Below are 18,542 nucleotides of genomic sequence, written 5' to 3' on the forward strand. Positions count from 1 at the left end.
GCTTGCCCACCACGCCCGCGCGGGTGTGATTGAGGGGTTCGCAGTTGGTGTGGTGGGTTGGGTGTGAGCTGTGGTGTTGATGATTTTTTGAGAAGAGGGAAGGGCGTTTCTGGGGTCCTTCCGGCGATGGTCGCGAGGCTTCTGACCTGCGGTTGTTGGGGGTCTGTTGATAAGGCTGGTGTGGTGTTGGGGATGGTTTCTTGTACCTAATGGAACGGTGCGTGTTCGTGCTGGTCAGGGGCTTGCTGTGTGGTTGGGATGGCCGGTCGCTGGCGGGTGGGGCCGGGGAGTAGGTCGGTCATCGAGGCCGGGAGGACGGGGTGGCTGTGGAACGATCAGGGTGTAGTCCGGCGTGTCCTTGGGACGGTCAGCTCTCCGGTCGGGGCGCTGGCCTGGGCCGGCCGATAGGGGGTGGCGCCGGTGTCACAGGCGCAGGACCGTGAGGTTCCTCTGGAGCGGTTGTCCGGGCAACGCCCTGGCCCGACCGCCCTTGATAGGCAGCAGCGGATTCTGAGGCGTTTGCGCCGGTTCGGCCCCGGGCCCGCGGGCTGGTACGCCGATATCTGCACCCTGCTGGATGAGGATCTGCCGCTGCGTTCGACCGGGATGCTGGTTTCGCACCTGTTCCGGGAGCTGGAGAGCGCCCTGCGCGAGGTTCTCCTGCCCGATGCCATCCGGAAAGATCCGACCGCGGGCGGGGGGCAGCGGCACCTGTTCGAAGTGAAGGGTGTGCTGGACTGGTTGGGTATCCCAGCCGCCAACCCCGCGGCCGTCGTCTGGCTGGCAGAAGCGAGGAAACTGCACACCTACGCGCACCGGGTCCGTATGGAACAGACGCCGATGGACGCAGCGGTCCGTGTGCGCCTGGCCGAACTGGAGGACATGCTCGATGTGGTGCTCGACCGCTTCGAGACCCGCTACGTCACCGTGCTGCAGCGACTGGAGACCCTGGCTGCCGTCCGTGAGCCGGGCAAGGCCCATGTGAAGCTGCTCCTGAATGCCTTCCCCCAGGATTACTTGACCCAGGAACGCTTCTTTGGACTGCTGGACGCCCCCCGGTGGCTGCCGCACCTGCGCGGGTACGGACTCTTCAGTACGCCGCCGGCACCGGAAACCGACGACGAAGCGCGCACGGTGGTCTTTCCCGCCTGGCCCGCCTCAACGTATCTGGTGCGGATGACCAGCGTTGCCCCGGTAGACGTGGCGGCAATCGCCGAGCAGATCCCCTCGACGGATAACCCGCGGGTCAATCTCGATCTTGCGGAGGTGGCACTCCTGCTGCCCCCCGCGGACGCGGCGCGTCTGGTGCCGCGGGCGGTGGAAGCGATTCGTGGCCCCTACCTGATCGACCCGGACCATTACGCCCAACTCGCGGTTCGCTGCGCCCAGGGCGGTCACACCGAGCAGGCCCTGGCGGTGATGGCCGCGCTCCTGCAGGCCGCTCAGCACGGTGGCCGGATCGACGACTACGATCTCCAGGAGATTCTGCGCTCACACAACACCACCTTGGCCCGTCACCTGGGGGCAGCTTGGTTGGAGGCGCTGACCGACAGCCTGGCAAGTACGCTCCTTGCCACCGGAATGGACCCTGACCGCGCTGGCGGGGACGACCTGTCCGGCGTGTGGTACCCGGTGCTGGACCCGGGTCACGGGGGGATGCGCTCTGATGACCGTGCCCTGTTCACCGAGGCGGTCCGCGACACGGCCGACCATCTTGCGGCCACGGACATCCGCCGGGTTCTTTCCATCCTGGAGTCCCAGCCGTGGCTGGTCTTCCGCAGGCTCCGCCTGCATATTCTCCAGCGTCACGGCGCCGACGCTCCGGACGTGGTGGAGAGCAGTCTGACGGATCTTGACCAGATTGCTGCCGCCCGGTCGCAGCGTGAATGGGCACTCTTGGCGCGCGTCTTCGCCAGGTCGCTGGGCCGGGCCGCGCTTGAAGGGGTACTGGCCGTCATCGACGCTGGGCCGGACACCGAACGGTTCGTGGAGCGGTTCCGTAGCACTTCCGGTGGTGCTGAACCGCCAGAGCAGTACGTCGAGCAGTGGGCGGGCGCCTGGCAGCGAGACCGCTATGCCGCACTGGCCGATGTCCTGCCCGAGCAGCAGCTGCAGCGCTACCGAGAGTTGTGCGACAGCCTCGGTCCGGCACCGTCGTTGGACACGATTCCCCAGCCCCCGGCCTGGTCGGCGGCCGACGAGGAGGGTTCGCCGGAGAACCTGGCTGCGATGGCGGCCACTGATCTGATCAGCCACGCCCGGGAGTTCCAGCCCGCACCCACCCGGTTCGGCACGAACGCCGAAGCCTTCTGCAGTCAGCTGCAAGCCGCCGTGACCAGCCAGGCCCTCATCTACCAAGAGGACGCCCCGGAGTTCGCCGAGTTGGCCGATGATCATCTCGCCGCCGTCCTCGACGGATTCCGTACGGCTATTCAGGCTGGTCAGCAACTCACCTGGACCACCATCCTCCCGCTCGTGCAGTTGGCTACTGGCCGCCCTCACACCTCCGACACCGGCACCCTGAACCTGTCCGTCGCCCGGTTTGTGCTGGCGGGACTGGCGCTGCAGAGCACCCAGCAGATCTCTGCCCTGCTCGGCGACGCGCTGTGGGACGTACTTGAGTCGGTCTGGAGCGCCGCGAGGTCGCCGCAAGACGACCTTGACGGGGACCAGCGGTCTGTTTGGGACGAGAGTTTGGAAACAGCCTTGCGAGCCGCCGTCGAGTGGGCACTGTGGCGTCGCGAACACGGCACTGCCTTCCAGGTGCTGTTCACCGCCTTGGACACCCTGCTGCTGGACGTGGCTGGTACGCCCGCTGCCCCGGGCGCGGCCAGTCCCGTCGGCCGGGCCGTCGGATCCTTGATCAACCGACTCGATGCTCTCGACCCGGCGTGGACGCGACGCCGAATCGGGGTCCTGTTCAACCTCGACACCGCACTGGGCCGTGCCAGCTGGATGGCTTACCTGAGCAGCATGTCGTCGCTCACTGAGTCCGTGGTGGGCCTCCTCATGGACGTCTACCGCACCGCAGCCCGCACACCCGCAGTGGACGGTCAGGATCACCGGGACTTGCACCGGAGGCTGGGTGATCACCTCATGGCCATCTATCTGGCAGGTCTGCTCGGGCTGGACGAGAGCACCATGGCTGACTACCTGTGCTCCTCACCTGTGGCTGGAGTTCAGCTCGCTTCGTCGTTGAGTGAAGTCGTTCACCACCGTGATCTGTCGCCCGATACTCGCGACCGCATCATGCAGTGGTGGACCTGGCGCCTGACCGCTCGGGACGACAACGCAAATGAGCCTGCACCGCAACCCAAGGAGATCCACGCCCTGATCGGCCCACTGGTCCGCAATGACGCCTTCCCGGTCACCTGGCGCCTGCAACAGCTGAGCGTTGCCTTTGAGATGACCGGAAGCCTCGGCCGCGACCGGCGCATCTACTCATTCCTGGCTGAGGCAGTCACCGACCACCTGGGACCAGTCCTGGAACTGATGCACCGATGGGCCACCACGCTGGACAGGTACGACTACGCCCCACGGATCAGGGAGAGCGGAATCCGCGCCGTTCTGCTGGCCGGACTTGCCTCTCCCGAACACCAGGAACTGGCCCGCGACATCATCAACCGAGCTACCTATCGTGGGCACTACCAATTCGCACCCCTGCTCACGGACACCGATGACCAACCCGGCCTGTCCTGAACCAACCCATCAGCAGGGCGGTCGGCAGAGCGGCCCCTGCCGCGCCGATGGCTTGCGACGGGAGTGTCATGAATTAGGTGTGATCCTTCCCGAAGGAGTCATCTGATGAATGCGACGACAGGTCACCTGATTGAGGCCGTAGACCGCGTGTCGCTTGCCGTGGCCGACGGCAGTGTCCAGGGTGCCGACGTGAAGTCGATGCCGGTGTCTGAGAACGGTCTGTCCAGCGAATTGCTGGAGGAGCTGGCCGCGCTCGCGGCCGAGAAGGTCCATGGCGGCGAAGGGCTGCGGCTGATGGGCGAGGGCGGGCTGCTGCCCGAACTGGCCCAGCATCTGATGCAGGCCGCCCTGGAGGCCGAGATGGACGAGCACCTCGCCGCCGAGGCCGGCCGGGTCGGCGGGCGCGGGTCCCGCTCGGGCGGCAACATGCGCAACGGCTACCGGGCCAAGAAGGTCATGACGGAGGTCGGCGCCGTGACGGTGCAGGTCCCCAGAGACAGGCTGGGCACCTTCCGGCCCCGGCTGCTGCCCGTGCACGCCCGCCGCACCGGCGCGCTGGACGACCTGGTGCTCTCACTGACCGCGAAGGGCCTGACCTCCGGCGAGATCGTCTCCCACCTCGCCCAGACGTACGGGATGACGACCACGAAGGAGACCATCTCCACGATCACCGACAAGGCCCTGGAATCGATGGCGGAATGGCGCACCCGCCCGCTCGATCCGGTCTACCCTGTCGTCTTCATCGACGCCGTGCACGTCAAGATCAGGGACGGTCACGTCGCCAACCGGCCGGTCTACGTGGCCGTCGCGGTCACCGCGGACGGCTACCGCGAGATCCTCGGACTGTGGGCCGGCAACGGCGGCGAGGGCGCCAAGTACTGGCAGACCGTCCTGACCGAGATCAAGAACAGAGGCGTCCGCGACGTGCTCATGCTGGTCTGCGACGGGCTGAGCGCCCTGCCCGACGCGGTGAACACCGTCTGGCCCCAGACCGTCGTGCAGACCTGCGTGGTCCACCTCATCCGCGCCAGCCTGCGCTACGCATCGCGCCGCGACTGGGCCGAGGTCGCCCGCGACCTCAAGCCCGTCTACACCGCCGTCAACGAGGAAGAGGCCCGGCAACGGCTCGCGGACTTCGACGCCACGTGGGGCAAGCGCTACCCCTCGATCGCCGGCACCTGGCAGCGGGCCTGGAGCGAGTTCGTACCCTTCCTCGGCCTGCCCGACGCCATCCGCCAGGTCGTCTACACCACCAACGCCATCGAGTCCCTCAACGCCCGCTACCGGCGCGCGGCCCAGGCCTGCGGGCACTTCCCCAACGAGCAGGCCGCCCTCAAACGCCTCTACCTCGCCACCCTCGCCCTCGACCCCACCGGCCGCGGCCGCCAGCGCTGGAACAACCGCTGGAAGTCCGCCCTCAACGAGTTCGACGTCCTCTTCGACGGCCGCCTTACCGCCGGACGAGTGTAGGCCGAACAGCCCACCCACCAACTCGTAGGCCAAACAGACGAATCACACCTAATTCCTGATAGACCCCTTGCGACTTCTGAAAGACCGGTGCGAGTTGCGCTGGTCAGCGGCTTGGCACCGGAGCGGGTCTGCCGGTCCAGTAGAGGGCGGTGTCGATGTCGCGTGAGGTCCAGCCGTCGGAGGGTGCTTTGCCGTGGTGGAGGAGGTCGTCGAGGAGTTGGAGGTAGCGGCCGTAGCGTCCCGGTGTGGGGGTGAGGGTGAGGCCGAGGGTGTCGAGGGCGTGTTGGACGCGGCGGTCGTAGACGGCCATCCGCTGTGGTGCTGCTGCGGTGAGGATGGCTGAGGCGAGGGCGTCGCCGGTGCGGAAGCCGGGCAGTTCCCAGATGATGCCGCGCCCTGCGCGGGCGGCCTCGCCGCGGGTGAGGGCGGTGTCGCGGACGGCGGTGACGGCCCGCTCGGTGACGGCTCGTACGTGGGTGTCGGGCAGGGACATCAGTTCTGTCACCCACCGGGTCTGTGCGGAGAGCCGTTTCCAGACCACCAGGGCTGCGATGTCCGTCTTGCCGAGGCTGCCCGTGTGCTCGGTTCGCTGTGCGACGTCGTGGAAGACCTCGTCGTAGTGCGGTGAGACGTTGGCCAAGTAGCCGGCGCGGGCGGGGATCAGGACGTCCCATACCTGGCCGCAGACAGCAGCGAACTCCTCCTGGGCCGGTGTACCCCTCGTCTTCTTCACGTCCGCATCATGCCGTTGTCGCTGGTCGGCGGGTGCGGGGGCGTCTGTGTTCTTCGGCGAGGTGGTCGAGCTGGATGGCTTCGAGGGCTTTCTTGGTGATGTGTTCGGTGCCGTCGCAGATGGCGGTGATGGCGGCTTGGCGGATGAGGCGGGCGAGGCTGCCGATGCGGCCGGCGGTGCGTTGGTGGAGGTAGGAGGCGTGGCGGGGGAGTGTGCCGGGTGTGTGCTGGGTCAGGTCGAGGGCGTTCTCCATGTCGGTGATGAGGTCGGTGAAGGGACGGGTCTGGCCGTGGCGGGCGGGGAGGGGGCCGCAGGTGATGAGACTGGCGCGGCCGGCGAGCTGGGCGCCGCGCACTCCGGCGAACAGCGGGGTCGAGGCGACATCGATGCCGGTGTAGACGAAGGTCGCTCTGATGCGTTCGGTGAGGTCTTTCAGCAGGTCGGCGGCTTCGGCGCCGGTGGTCGTGCGCGGGTTGAGGCGGTGGATCTCGTCGATGAGGACCAGGCGGATGCCGACGGCGGTGTAGGTGTGGCAGACGGCCTCGGTGATCTGGGTCTGGGTCATGCGGGTGGTGACGGGGATGCCGAGGTAGCGGGCGAATTCGGTGGCGAGGGTCTTGGCGGTGGCGCCGGGCGGCACCAGCAGGTACGCGACCGGTATCTGCTGGTGGGTGCGTCCGGGCGGGGCGGGGTGTTTGCGGGTGTGCGCGAGGTGGCAGGTGCGTCCGACTTCGAGGAGGGCGGTCGTTTTCCCGGCCGCAGCGGGGCCGGTGACGATCAGTGAGGGCCGGGCGGTGGTCTGCTGGTGGCGGCCGAGCAGCATCAGGGTGCGGACCTGGGTGGCGAGGGTGTCGATGGCGGGGGTGCGGACGGTGACGAACGCGGAGTGGTAGGCGAGGCGTTCTTCCGTGCTGCGAGGGGCGTCGCCGGGCTGGGGCGGGGTGGGGGGCGGCGTGGTGGCGAAGTGCTGCCAGCCCTGCCAGGTGGTGATCGGCCACTCCGGTTCGGCTTCGTGGGCGTCCGGCCTCGGGGCGTCGGCGCGTGTGCGGGCAGGCTGGCCTGCCGGGCGGGGGGAGTGGCTGGTGGTGGTGTGTGGGCGGGTGGTCACCAGTTGAGGGCTTCCTGGGCGGGGTCGTAGAGGCCGAGTCCGGTGTACGGGACGGCGGGGTTGTTGTCGCCGTCGGTCTGCTCTGCGTCGTCGGGCAGGTCGTCGAGGTCGTCGAGGCTGTCGTCGTCCGAGCCGTCGGCCTGCGGGTCCGGGGTGTGGGGAGGGAGGGTGCCGGCCGTGGGCGGGGGTGTTTTCAGCGGTGCGGTGCGGGTGAGGAGGCGTTGCTCGGCGGGGGTGGCGGTGCGGGTGTGGGCGCGGCGCATGAGCTGGTCGAGGGCGTCGGCGAGGTCGGCTTCGTGGGTGTCGCGGTCGCTGTGGCGTGCGGTGATGGTTTTGATGTGTTGCCAGGTGGCGCTGTTGAACGGCTGGTGGATGTGGTCGCGGTGGATCCACGGGATCTCTGTCAGGTGTCCGTCGGGCAGGCGGATCCATACCTGGCGGGCGTCGTGGGGGTTGGTGTGGATCTCCCATTTGCCGCCGCGCGCTGTGACGGGGGAGGGCTGGCCGCGGTAGGGGGCGAGGACATCGTGGTCGTAGGTGCGGTGGTCGATACGGATGCCGCGTTCGGTGATGGCCTGCCAGCGCACCGGCAGCAGTTCGAGGTAGTCGTTGCCGCTCAGGGGGAGGGGCACATAGCCGGCCACGGCGATGAGCGCGGCCCACATCTGGTTCGGTGTCAGCGCCTTCTTCGGCAGGGTGGGGTGGCGCAGGCCTTCGTGGGGGCGGTGGTGGTAGTGGATCAGCCATTCGTCCAGCAGGTCCTGGAGCTGGGCGACGCTGAAGCAGGCCTCGGTTTCGGCGTCCGGTCCGCGGCGGGTGACGTTGGAGCCGGTGTAGCCGGGCAGGTGCTGGCACAGCAGGGCGTTGATGGTGCCGAAGGTGCGCTCGACGATGCCTTTGGCGGCGGGGGCGTGGGGCGGGGTGGGCTGGACGCTGATGCCGAGGGTCTCGCAGGCGGCGCTGAACGCCGTTGACAGGTAGACCTTGCCCCGGTCCACGACGATCGTCTCGGGCACCACGACCGGCCGGGCGGCTGCGCCCTGAAGGCGTTCGTCCAGACCCATCAGCCGCTGTAGCTGGGGGAGTTGGGTGTGGGCGAGGCGCAGGGCGTCGGGCCAGGAGGGGCGGGCCGGGTGGGGGACGGTCATCTCGGCGAGCAGCAGGGCGGCGTCGACGGCCTTGGTGCCGGCGGGTCGCAGGACGGCGGCGAGGATGGCGCGGGTGGCGACGTCGACGGCGATGGTGAGTTCGGGCCGGCCGGTGGTGCCGTCGTCGAAGACGGCCAGGACGTCCAGCCGGGTGGTGTCGACCTGCACCTGCTCGCCCGGCCGCAGCGCCACGGTCGGGGTGAACGCCCGTCCGCCGGTGGGGGAGGGGAGAGTGCGGGCGGGGCGGTGGGGGTGTTCGGCGGGATTGGCGAGCTGGTGGATGAGCCGGTAGAAGGTGGCCTGGGAGGGGGCGGGCACTGTGCCGCGGCCGTGCCGGTCGGTAAGGATCTGCGTGACCAGGGGCATCAGGCCCTTGACGGTGCCCTTGGAACGGCCGCGCTGGCGGCGCAGCGCTTCCTCGATGGCAGCGATGACGCGTTCGTCGGTGCGCCCGGTCGGGCTGGGGCGGCGGGTGGTGCGGTGGTCGACCAGCCCCCACAGTCCCTGCTTGCGGTAGGCCAGGCGCATGCGCTGCACCGTGGTCCGGGAGACAGGGCCGAAGCCGATCGCGGTCAGCTCCGCCGCCTTGGCCTCCTCGCGCTGCGCGAGCGTGAGCCGGTCGGGGTCGTACTCGGCCCGGGGCACCCCGTCGCTGTCCGTCCCGCCGGGCAGGCCGGACTCCACCTCGCGGATGTGCCGCTGCCAGGCCAGCGCCTTGCGCCGCGCGTCCTCGGGCGCGGTTTCGAACAGACCCCACTGCGTCACGGCCTGGGGCATCTCGGCGCCCACGATGGCGAAGGACGGGTCGGCGAACAGATGCCCGGCCACGACCGTCTCGTCTTTGCCTGTCTCACTGGCGAGGTGGACCTGCTGCCCCGCCACAGCGATGACCTGCCAGGTGCGGTCACGGAAGCGGATGTGCGCTCCGACCTGCAGCACCGGCCGGCCGCCACGTTGCACGCTCACCGTTCATCCCCGCTGCCCGGCCCACCGCGGCCGTTCGCACTGTCGGCGCCGGTGCTGACGAGGACCCGCTCGTTCAGCGGTACGTCCAGGGGCGTGCTGAGGTGTCCGTGCCACAGGGCGTGGAAGACGGCGGGCAGGACTTCGATCGGGTCGCCCACCGCTTCGGCGCCCTCGATCAGCGGCCGCGGCTGTGCGAACACCTCACGTACGGCGGCCGCGAGACGGGGACGGCCGGCGTTGCGGGGATGGCGGTAGCCGGCCAGCCATTTCAGATTCGCCGAAAGCGTCTTCTCCAGCGGCTCAAGGCGCCGGTAGCTCCAGCTGGCCTGCGCGCACGCCGCCTCAAGGACCGTCGCAGCCCGCTGCGCCCGCTCGCCGCCGGCCTCCGGGTGGCTGGGGCAGTCGGCCAGCAGGGCCGTGCCGTCGCGGTGACGGGCGAAGAGCTGCGGCACCCACGAACGGACCTGGCCCCGCGCGTCCCGCCACAGCAGACGGACCGGCCGCCCGGCCAGACCGACCACCTCGGGATCGCGGTCCAGCACCATCAACTGCGCCCGCATCGCGGCCGACCCGCACGCCACATGCCGGCCGGTCGAGGCCGACCACCACTGACCGGGCCCCCACCGCCGCCCCGGCACCACCGGGAACGCCGACACCGGCTCCAGCTCCTCGAAGGCCACCGCGAGAACCGCGTCGGCCCACCGTTGCTGGACCACCTGCCCGAGGGGGTCGACGAAGACTGCCTCCCACTCGGATCCGGTATCCGTCTGCATGTGCTGTGAGCGGCCGCCCGATGCGGCCGCTGCGTCCTTGCTGCCCACGCGCCCCAGTCAAGCCCGTCCTGCCTGTGCGGCGGGCGGCTTCACGGATTTTGATCACGAGTGCAGGGCGATGAGGTATTGCCCTGCGGATGACGGTCCGTACACGCCTCGTCTCCTGGCGCTTGCTCACCGTTCCTTCCCGGCCCCCCGTTTGCGGTGGGCCGGGAGTGCCTCGGCCAGGACATCGGCCGGTAGGCGGGCCCAGCGCGCCAGATCATCCAGTGCCATCCCGGCCGCGAGGGCTGCTGCTGCCGTCTCCTGTACGGCCTGCTCGATCAGCGTGGCGGCATGGCCGAGGTTGCCCAGCAACTGCTGCGCGGCGTCGGCGGTCTTGCCGTACTGGGCGCCGCGCAGCTGGGTCAGCTGCTCTTCTGCGTCGTTGACCAGGCTGGTGATCAGCGCCCGCTGCTCGGCCGGCACCGTAGAGCGCCACGTGGTGCCTGAACCGGGCGCGCTGCGTTCCTTCGACAGGACGCGCAACTGTCCGGCCATGGTGGCGGGCGAGTGCTCCTGCCGCAGCCACCACGGATCGTTGCCGTAGCCGGGCGGGCCCCCCGCGCCGCGGCGGATGCGGATGACGGCGCCCATCCACGAGGTCAGCGGGCCGCCGTAGTCGGTGGCAGCCAGCGGCCCCAGCCACCCCCGCCCGACCCGCTCGCCCAGCCGGTGGCAGAACGCCCCGTCGGCGGGCAGCGGCCGCGGCTGCCCGGCCCCGCTGTCGGTCCACGCCAGCTCGGCCATGGCCGGGTCCAGCAGCGCGTCGGCGACGGCCACCACCTCGGGGAAGACGGCCGCGTCCCGTCCCACGATCCGCCACCGCTCCAGCTCTGTCCCGGCGTTGCCGCCCGCGACCTGGTGCAGCCGCCGCGGCCAGATGACTTCGCGCTCCCAGTGCAGAGCCTGCTCCCACCACCGGGCCACCACCGCATAAGCCAGAGCGAACACCCTCGCCGGCTCGACTCCGGCCCGTGCCGCCCGCCGCGCCACACCCGTCCACCGCCGCTGCGCCGCGGCCACCTCCGGCACACCTCGCACGTCCAGATACTCAAGAGGCTGGTCGGCGTCCGCGTCCAGGAGCCACCGCCTGTGCCGGACACACACCCGCTCCCAGCGAGGCGCGTACCGCACCACCCGCACGGCCGTCCCCGTGCGCCGGGCCGCGCACAGGCGGCAGCCGAACGCCACCGGCCCGGCGACCGCACCCCCGGTCCGCCACGCCGCCGCCGGCACCCCGTCCTTTCCGGCCGACAGCTTGCCGTCCTCCTGTCCCCAGGACGGCAACGCCCGCGCCAGCACGTCTTCTCCGACGCCGCACAGGCCTGCCAGGAGCTGCCGTCCGGGCGCGTTCAGCAGCACCTCGGCGTCGGCCCGCGCACCCCCGCCATCTTGCCCCGGCGGATAGTTGCGCCACTGCCAGCACGACCGCAACACCTTCGCTTCCATCCCGTAGCGGCCTGCGATGCGGCAGATCAGCGACGAGGTCGTCTCCCCCTGCAGGGGAGCTGTCCGCAGGAGGCCGGGATGTTGGGTCACTCCACCACGGTCTCGTGTTCGCCGACCCGGGCGGGCGTTTTCGCAGGAGCCGGCCGGTCCTGGGCCCGTTGTCTGCTTGCTTCCCCAGGCCGCGGGTGTCCCTTTCCTGGAGCCGGCAGGTGTCGGTGGGGCGGGGGATTGGCCCGTTCGAGCGCATCGTGATGATCCGATCGCACTAAGCTACGCCTGTGGTGGTTGGCGAAGATGCTCAGGTGAAGGGCTTCTCGGGGGCCCGCAGAGCCAAGCAGTGGCTCGAGGGCACGATGCGCATCTTCGGCGCGTACGCGAACACGGACTCGGAGTCCTGCGGTCGCCGGCTGACTCTGTCCTGGCCGTACGGAGGCCGGACGTTCTCCTTCGATCTGGGGGGCGCCATGCGCGGTGACCCCTACCAGAACGACATGTTCTGCGCGGAGGTCAAGAACTACGCGCAACCCAGCGACCAGGGAACCCAGTTCGACGAGTTCCTCGCCAAGTGCTACGTGGCTGCCCAGGCCCAGCACCACCTCAGCGACCACTTCATGTGGATCACCTGGGCCCCCTTCCGCGCGAACTCCTGGTCCACCCTCAACTCACCCGGCCAGGTGGAGACCGCGGTCCTTCAGCACAGCAGTCGCGTTTTCGGCACCAGCGACCCCGAGGAAGCCCGAAAACTCCTGGACGTTGACCTCGCCCAGTCGGTCGCAGCACGCCTGTGGCTGATCGTGCTCTCGGACAAGCAGGAAACTCTCCTGCCGCTCAAGGACTGGGCAGCCATCGTCGCCGCCGAACTCACCCGCAGAGAGGGCTCGTGGTGAACATCGTCGAACAGTCGATCTCCCAGGCCATGGACGAGCCCGACGACCGGATGATGTTCACCCGGCTCAAAGACATCGTCGCCCGGCACCTGCGCCGCATGGACCCCGGCGCCACCGTCACCAAGACCGAGTTCTTCAACCACACCCATGTCCCCGACATGGTCCTCGAATGGCCCGGCAGACCCCGCACACCGCGCCGGTTCATCTACCTGCGCACCACATCCGACCAGCGCGAACTGGAGGACGACCTGCAGCGCCTTCCCCGTGCGGACCGGCCGGTGCTTCTGGCTCTCGGTCAACTGCCCACCGCACGGCAGCAGGGAGATCTTCCCCCGCTGCCCGGCAGCAGCACCGCGCTGCTCCTCGACGCTTCCGCGCTCGGCGCACTCCAGCCGGCCGACGACTCTCCCGGTATTCCCCGTCTCGTGTCCCGCTCCGTTCTTGAAGGCGGCCGCGGCACCCTCGACAAAGCGGCGACCGAGGAGTTCCTGGACACGGTCGTTCAGGGAGCTGAGGCCGCCCGTGCGGGAGAACGCGTTCCCACCCGCGACGCCGTCGACGCTCTCACCGCGCGGATGACCACCGACGTCGCCGACCGGATGTCAGCCTTCCTCGCTGCGCTCTGGCAGGGCGGCGGATCCACGCTCGCCAGCTTCCCCGCGCCGCAGCGAGGCGTCGGCCATCTCGACGAGACGGCCCTGATGTACCTGCTGGAATCCGAGGACATCACCGACGCCGCGTTCTGGAACCGGGTCGTCCGCATGATCAGTCTCCCTATCCTGCTGCGCACCCCGGCCGCCGGCACCGGCAACCTTCAGCACCTGATGCGTGAGGCGATCCAGCTCTGGACCAGCCGTGTCTGCATGATCGTGCCCGGCGCGGCAGACGCGGACATCAGCCCGTGGCGCTGGGCGGTGAAGGCCGGCCAGCTGATCCTGCAGACCCCGCGTTTCCATGTGCTCGTTGCCCAGTCCCGGCGCCAGCTCCCGCCCGGGCAGGAGCACGACCTGCCCCGCCTCGACGAGGTGAGGAACAGGGCAGACCGCTTCAGCATCCCGTTGACCTCTCTTCGCATGGTCGTCACGGACCGCCACGTCGGATACGGCGGCCCCGGCGACGACATCTCCCACGACGCCCAACTCGACGGCATCAGCGACGCACTGGGACAGGCCGAGGGAGTCATCGAAGCCGATGCCCGCATCCCCTCCGGCGAGACTCTCCAGTGCCTATTCGGCACCGGAATCGCCAGCGCCCGCGGCGCACGTACCCAGGTGTCGCTGGATGCCCTCCTCGGCACAACGACGCGCCTGCTCTCCGATCTCTCGAGCGACGAAGCGGAGAAGATCACGCAGCTCCTCGGCGCCCAAGGCCCGCCTCCCGACCAGCCATGGAGTCAGCCCAGCTTTGACGATGTATAGGACCTACGCGAGGTCTCCGACAGGGCTGCGGGCTCTGACAGAACCCGGTGACGGCAGGCAACGCACCGGACCCGCGCTCGCTTCGGCTGCGTCCCGTCCGTCGGCACCACTGACGACGGACGCCCGCCCGGCATCGCTGTCCGCCTGTCGGCCGAGTTGCCCGGCGCCTGTTCGACGCGCAGCAGGGTGATGCGTGCTTCAAGTACCGCGGGCACCGTGCCGAACAGCTTGGGGTCGAGTTCACCGACATCGACTACATCGACGTGTCGTTCTGATCTCGCAGGGCACCTGAGCGGTGGTCGGCCTGCGGCTGAGCCGACGCACCGTAGTTGTCACATAGGCACGCTTGTTGTCACCGGCGTAGTGGAGTACGTGCGGTGCGACTGTTCGGCATCACCGAGCAGACCGGCATGTGCTACCTCGGCGCGGCCCACCCGAAAAGCACCGCCAGGCTGCCCAGGTAGCCCGTCTGGTTCAGCTCTGAAGCGTGGCGAGCCAGTCGGTCAGCAGGTTGTTGACCTCGTCGGGGCGTTCCTGCTGGATCCAGTGGCCGCAGCCTTCCAGGAGGTGGGAGGCCGACAGGCGGGGGAGGGTGGTGGGGTAGGCGTCGATGGCGTCGGACATCCAGGTGGTGGAGGCGTCCAGGGCGCCGCCGATGAACAGGGACGGCTGCTTGATCGGGGCTCCGCGGTGCGGGGCGAGGTGTTCCCAGTCGCGGTCCATGTTGCGGTAGCGGTTGAGGGCGCCGGTCAGACCGGTGCGCTCGAACTCCCCGGCGTAGACGTCGAGGTCCTCCTCGCTCAACCATGCCGGGAGCGGGCCGACGGGGAAACGGTCGCGCAGCTGACAGCCCAGGGTGACGAAGTGGGGGTCGGGCTCGCCCTGGGCGGGCATGGTGTCGGCGGACAGGGCCGCGTAGAAGCCTGCGAGCCAGCCCCGGACGTCGGGCTCGATCTCCGTCTCGGCGCGGCCGGGCTCCTGGAAGTAGGAGACGTAGAACTCCTGCTCGGGGCCGCCGATCTGGCCGAAGATGTCGGTGGGGCGGGGGCCGCCGGGCGGCGCGTAGGGGACGCTCAGCAAGCCGACCGCGCGGAAGACTCCGGGGTGGAGCAGGGCGGAGGTGGCGGAGATGTTGGAGCCCCAGTCGTGGCCGACGATCACCGCGCTCTCCTCGCCGAGGGCGCGCACGACGGCGACGTTGTCCTCCACCAGGTCGAGCATTCGGTAGGCGTCGATCGCGGCGGGCTTGGAGGAGCGGCCGTAGCCGCGCACGTCGATCGCCACTGCCCGGTACCCGGCCGCGGCGAGGGCAGGGAGTTGGCGGCGCCAGGAGTACCAGGACTCGGGGAAGCCGTGCACGAGCAGGATCAACGGGCCGGTGCCCTGCTCGACCAGGTGCAGGCGCCCGGCCGGGGCCTCGACGGTGCGGTGGCGGAGCTCGGCGGTCGGCTCGGGCTGCATGCGCTCCTCCTCGGTTCGCGGGCGGACGCGGCTACCCATCGATCATGCGACGTGGCACCCGCCCGACGCGATCAGCCTTGCCCATTTGGCAAACTTGCAGGACAGAGGGGTGGAGCGGCACGGCAAGAAGGAGCGGGAAGGTGGCAGTCGACGACTTGGACGGCACGCTGGCCGCGATGGGGCCCCGGTTGCGGGCCGCGCGCGAGCACCACGGCGCGACGCTCGCCGGTGTCAGCTACGCGACCGGCATCTCGACCAGCACGCTGTCCCGGATCGAGACCGGCCGGCGCAAACCCACCCTGGAGGTACTGCTGCAACTGTCGAAGGAGTACGGCGTCTCCCTGGACGAACTGGCCGGCACCGCGCCCGCCCCCGCGGCCGAGCTGCGGGGGCGGGCGCCGCTGAACTTCGGGGATGACAAGGCGGTGCTGCCGTTGACCCGGTACGTCGGCGGCCTGCACGCCCACAAGCACGTCCTGCCCGCTGTCGAGGGTCCGCCCGCACGGCCGCGGCAGGTCTCCCACGAGGGCTACGAGTGGTTGTGCGTCCTGTACGGGCGGCTGTGGCTCGCACTCGGCAACCAAGACCTCGTCCTGACTGCCGGGGACGTCGTCGAGTTCGACACCCGCACCCCCCACGGAGTCGCAAACGCCAGATCCACCGGACCGGTCGAGTATCTGATCATGTTCGGGCCTCAAGGAGAACGTCTACGGCTGCGCACCCCTCCAGGGGTCGCGGGACTGGTGACAGAAAGGCTGCTGAGTGAGCAGTTGTGACAAGCCGCGTGCCTCCTCGGTGACAACCACGCTGCTTCGGTCGGCCTCATTCGCCACGTCATCCGGCTCTACCGGTGACAACTACTGAGCTTCGGCTCAGCGGCATATGGTCTGGCTGCGTCGCGCGGGGGCCTGGTGATTTCCGGGCGGTATCAGTTTGCCGGGGCTCTGCTCTCGCTCTGCCGATTGTCAGTGCTCCGTGGGATTCTTTGAGTACGCCAGTGACGGACCGAGTGGAGAGTGTTGAGGTGTGTGCCATGGCCGTGCGTGTTCGGCATGCAGATCCACCCGCGCCGTCCGGGTGCCGGTGGTGTGGTGAGGAAAAGAGCAGACACGGCCGACGGTGGGTGGCTTCTGCGGGAGTGCACTCGTGGGAGGCGCCCACCCGTGAGCAGCGTCTGAGCAGGATGAAAGCCCGCCGTTCAGCGCGGCTGGCTCATTCGTCCTCGGACCAGTGACGCAGCCCGGCCTCGCTGGCCACCTTGATCGCGTCATTGAACGACTTCACCAGGGCTGGCGGAACATCTGAGGGCTGCCGCAGTCGCTGTGCCAGCTCGACGACCATGCTCTCCTTTTTACGCGGAGCCTGCTCGGAGTGCTGGTACAGCAGGGTGTGAAGCGACTTGCTGAACTTGCCGGTCCGGCGCAGGTCTGCGACGTCCTTGGACATCCACTGCTGCTCGTCCGTGCGAGGCCATTCGGCGTTCATGGTGTCGGCCCACTGATCGTCGCTGAAGACGTCCTCCAGCTCGTTCGGGTCTCCGAGGAAGAGGCAGTCCTTCTCAGTGAAACCGTACTTCTCCAGACGATTGAGGCTGAACTCCTTTTCCTTGTCGCGGATCGAGTCGCCGTCGACCAGGAACATGACGGTGCGCTTGTGCTTTTTGAGGAATTTGGCGAAGTTGAGGGCGCCGTCGTTGCCGCCGCAGTCCCACAGCGCGATGCCCGCGGACTGGATCGGGTAGCCGAACGCCAACTTGAACAGTGCCGGCAGTGCCGCGTACTCGGTGGGGCCCTCCACGCCGACGAAACACCGTTCGTGCAGGAGGACACTGTTGCGGAAGCCCAGGGAAACCGCCATGTTCGACAGGAAGCGCCGGGTGTCCTCGTCGCTGTCCTCTGCGCCGAGCGATTGTACGTAGGCTCGTCCGACCCTGCTGTTGAGATGCACGATGTCCTGGATGTCGACACCGTCGATCAGGTTCAGGGAATGGGTGGCAACGATCACGGTGGACTGCGCGGCGGACGCCGACACCTTGATCATGTCCATGATGCGACGCTGGTGCTCATAGTCGAGGTGCGTGTCGGGCTCGTCATAGGCGATGATCACACCGCCTGTGACGCCGCCCTCCGCTGCTTCCGAGAGGAGCTGCTGGCTGGCCTCCCACAGGGCCAGCGAAATCCGGCGGGACCGGCCGGCCCCGGCCGCAGCCAGTGACACGGCTCGTTGGCCGGGTGCCGCAGCGGTCATCGAGACGCCACTGACGGTCGGCCGGAACTGTACGGTCGGCTCCAGGGAGAAAGAGTCGAGGGAGCATCGTTCCTCGACCAATTTCTGCAGACGGGCGGCATCGTCCTTGAGCAGGCCGGAGAAATCGGTCTCCAGATCGGTGATCTTCTGCCGGGTCTCCTCACGCAGGGTGTACTCGCGTAACTTCGCCGTCAGGATGCTGCGGACCACGGTGTCGGGAGTCTCCGCGGCATCGCCCCGGAAATACAGGAGCTGCGGCAGGGAGCTGACGACGTGCTCGGGCGCCTGCGCCCAACCGGCAACCGTCGGGGCTGAGGCCACATGCTCCTCGAGAACCTCGGTCCAGCTCGCTTTGACGTTCGGCTGGCCCTCACGCAACTTGACGCCTACATCGGAGGCAAGGCTGCGGAGCTCAGGCACCTTCAGAGAGGAGATGTTCCGTAGCGCGGGGTTCTGCGGCACCTGCGCCAGCCACTCAAGTGAGACGCCTTCGCCTTCCACGTGCCGACGGCGCACCTGGATGGAAGAGGCGAGACCCAGGGCCTTCTTCTCGGCGTCGGACAGGTCGAACCGGCCTTCCACCGTCACCGCGATCGGCTCCGCGGCGTCATCGTCCGATGGCAGGGCAGCGCGCGCGGGTTCACTCTCGGCAAACTGAGAGATGTCACTGTCTGCAAGAGGGCGCTCGCCGAGCAGGAAAGCGATGGCGTCCAGAGCTGCTGTCTTCCCGCAGTCGTTGTGCCCCGTCAGAATGGTCTGCTTGTGGATTGGGATGCCCTGGACGTCGCCCAGCGAGCGGAAATTGGTGACGCTGAGTTCGACGAGTCGCACAATGCTCCCTTGCTGTACGGCATGGACACGCGGGTGGCCAGCAGCCGTCAACGCGCCGTTGAAACACACCACTTTGGGACGAGGTGGGAAAACTCTAGCGTCTGATGAGACATGAGAGAGCTGGGATCCCAACGTTGCAGAGGGCGCGGCAGCGTACGAGAGCGGCCGAAGATCCTATACCGGACGACGGGAGCGTCTGTGGCGGCGATGGGAGGGCTGGTCTGATGTCTTTGGTAGCGATGCGGCCCGGGAACCGAGGCGAAACTTCGCCGCCCAGAAGCCCCTGGGGGAGTTGAGCAGTCCATCCTCA

The 18,542-nt window shown here is 68.8% G+C and carries 12 protein-coding genes; 5 read left to right on the forward strand and 7 right to left on the reverse strand.

From position 1 onward, the window contains the following. The first annotated feature begins 420 nt into the window (after positions 1-420). Both OG622_RS49985 and OG622_RS49990 read left to right on the forward strand, forming a co-directional pair. Positions 421-3,699 (forward strand): hypothetical protein, encoded by a 3,279-nt coding sequence (locus tag OG622_RS49985; protein WP_371572155.1) that lies wholly within the window; start codon positions 421-423, stop codon positions 3,697-3,699. Positions 3,700-3,897: 198 nt separating this feature from the next. Next, on the forward strand, positions 3,898-5,169 hold the full coding sequence (locus OG622_RS49990) for an IS256 family transposase (protein ID WP_371583964.1): 1,272 nt from the start codon (positions 3,898-3,900) through the stop codon (positions 5,167-5,169). A gap of 103 nt (positions 5,170-5,272) precedes the next feature. On the opposite strand, the gene OG622_RS49995 is transcribed toward OG622_RS49990, so the two are convergent. From OG622_RS49995 to OG622_RS50015, 5 genes are all read right to left on the reverse strand, one after another. Next, entirely contained in the window at positions 5,273-5,902 is a 630-nt protein-coding gene (locus OG622_RS49995; protein WP_371572154.1) for a hypothetical protein, read from the reverse strand. A gap of 7 nt (positions 5,903-5,909) precedes the next feature. Further along, positions 5,910-6,893, reverse strand: coding sequence for a TniB family NTP-binding protein (locus OG622_RS50000; protein ID WP_371583963.1), 984 nt, complete (start codon positions 6,891-6,893; stop codon positions 5,910-5,912). A 113-nt stretch (positions 6,894-7,006) separates the two neighbouring features. Further along, positions 7,007-9,124: a Mu transposase C-terminal domain-containing protein gene (locus OG622_RS50005; protein WP_371572153.1), complete on the reverse strand. Its 2,118-nt coding sequence runs from the start codon at positions 9,122-9,124 to the stop codon at positions 7,007-7,009. Further along, on the reverse strand, positions 9,121-9,897 hold the full coding sequence (locus tag OG622_RS50010) for a TnsA-like heteromeric transposase endonuclease subunit (RefSeq protein ID WP_371583962.1): 777 nt from the start codon (positions 9,895-9,897) through the stop codon (positions 9,121-9,123). Before OG622_RS50010 ends, OG622_RS50005 begins: the two co-directional genes overlap by 4 nt. Before the next feature lie 174 nt (positions 9,898-10,071). Then, entirely contained in the window at positions 10,072-11,478 is a 1,407-nt protein-coding gene (locus tag OG622_RS50015) for a DNA-binding protein (protein ID WP_371572152.1), read from the reverse strand. Positions 11,479-11,666: 188 nt separating this feature from the next. Here OG622_RS50015 and OG622_RS50020 point away from each other — a divergent pair, with 188 nt between their 5' ends. Together OG622_RS50020 and OG622_RS50025 are read left to right on the forward strand one after the other, a co-directional pair. Beyond that, positions 11,667-12,275 (forward strand): hypothetical protein, encoded by a 609-nt coding sequence (locus OG622_RS50020; RefSeq protein ID WP_371572151.1) that lies wholly within the window; start codon positions 11,667-11,669, stop codon positions 12,273-12,275. Further along, the gene (locus tag OG622_RS50025) at positions 12,269-13,693 is read left to right on the forward strand and encodes a hypothetical protein (RefSeq protein WP_371572150.1); all 1,425 of its coding nucleotides are present in this window, start codon (positions 12,269-12,271) and stop codon (positions 13,691-13,693) included. The genes OG622_RS50020 and OG622_RS50025 overlap by 7 nt, the downstream gene beginning before the upstream one ends. 474 nt (positions 13,694-14,167) lie before the next feature. On the opposite strand, the gene OG622_RS50030 is transcribed toward OG622_RS50025, so the two are convergent. Then, a complete protein-coding gene (locus OG622_RS50030; RefSeq protein ID WP_371572149.1) occupies positions 14,168-15,154 on the reverse strand; it encodes an alpha/beta fold hydrolase in 987 nt (328 codons plus the stop codon). A 140-nt stretch (positions 15,155-15,294) separates the two neighbouring features. Between OG622_RS50030 and OG622_RS50035 the strand changes: the two genes are divergently transcribed. Continuing rightward, positions 15,295-15,930 carry a helix-turn-helix domain-containing protein gene (locus OG622_RS50035; RefSeq protein WP_371572148.1) on the forward strand — a complete coding sequence of 212 codons (636 nt, stop codon included), beginning with the start codon at positions 15,295-15,297 and terminating at the stop codon, positions 15,928-15,930. A 436-nt stretch (positions 15,931-16,366) separates the two neighbouring features. Here OG622_RS50035 and OG622_RS50040 read toward each other — a convergent pair whose 3' ends face one another. Further along, positions 16,367-18,232, reverse strand: a complete 1,866-nt coding sequence (locus tag OG622_RS50040) for an ATP-dependent endonuclease (protein WP_371572147.1) — start codon at positions 18,230-18,232, stop codon at positions 16,367-16,369. Positions 18,233-18,542: the final 310 nt, after the last annotated feature.

The organism is Streptomyces sp. NBC_01314 (genome assembly GCF_041435215.1).
Lineage (GTDB): Bacteria > Actinomycetota > Actinomycetes > Streptomycetales > Streptomycetaceae > Streptomyces.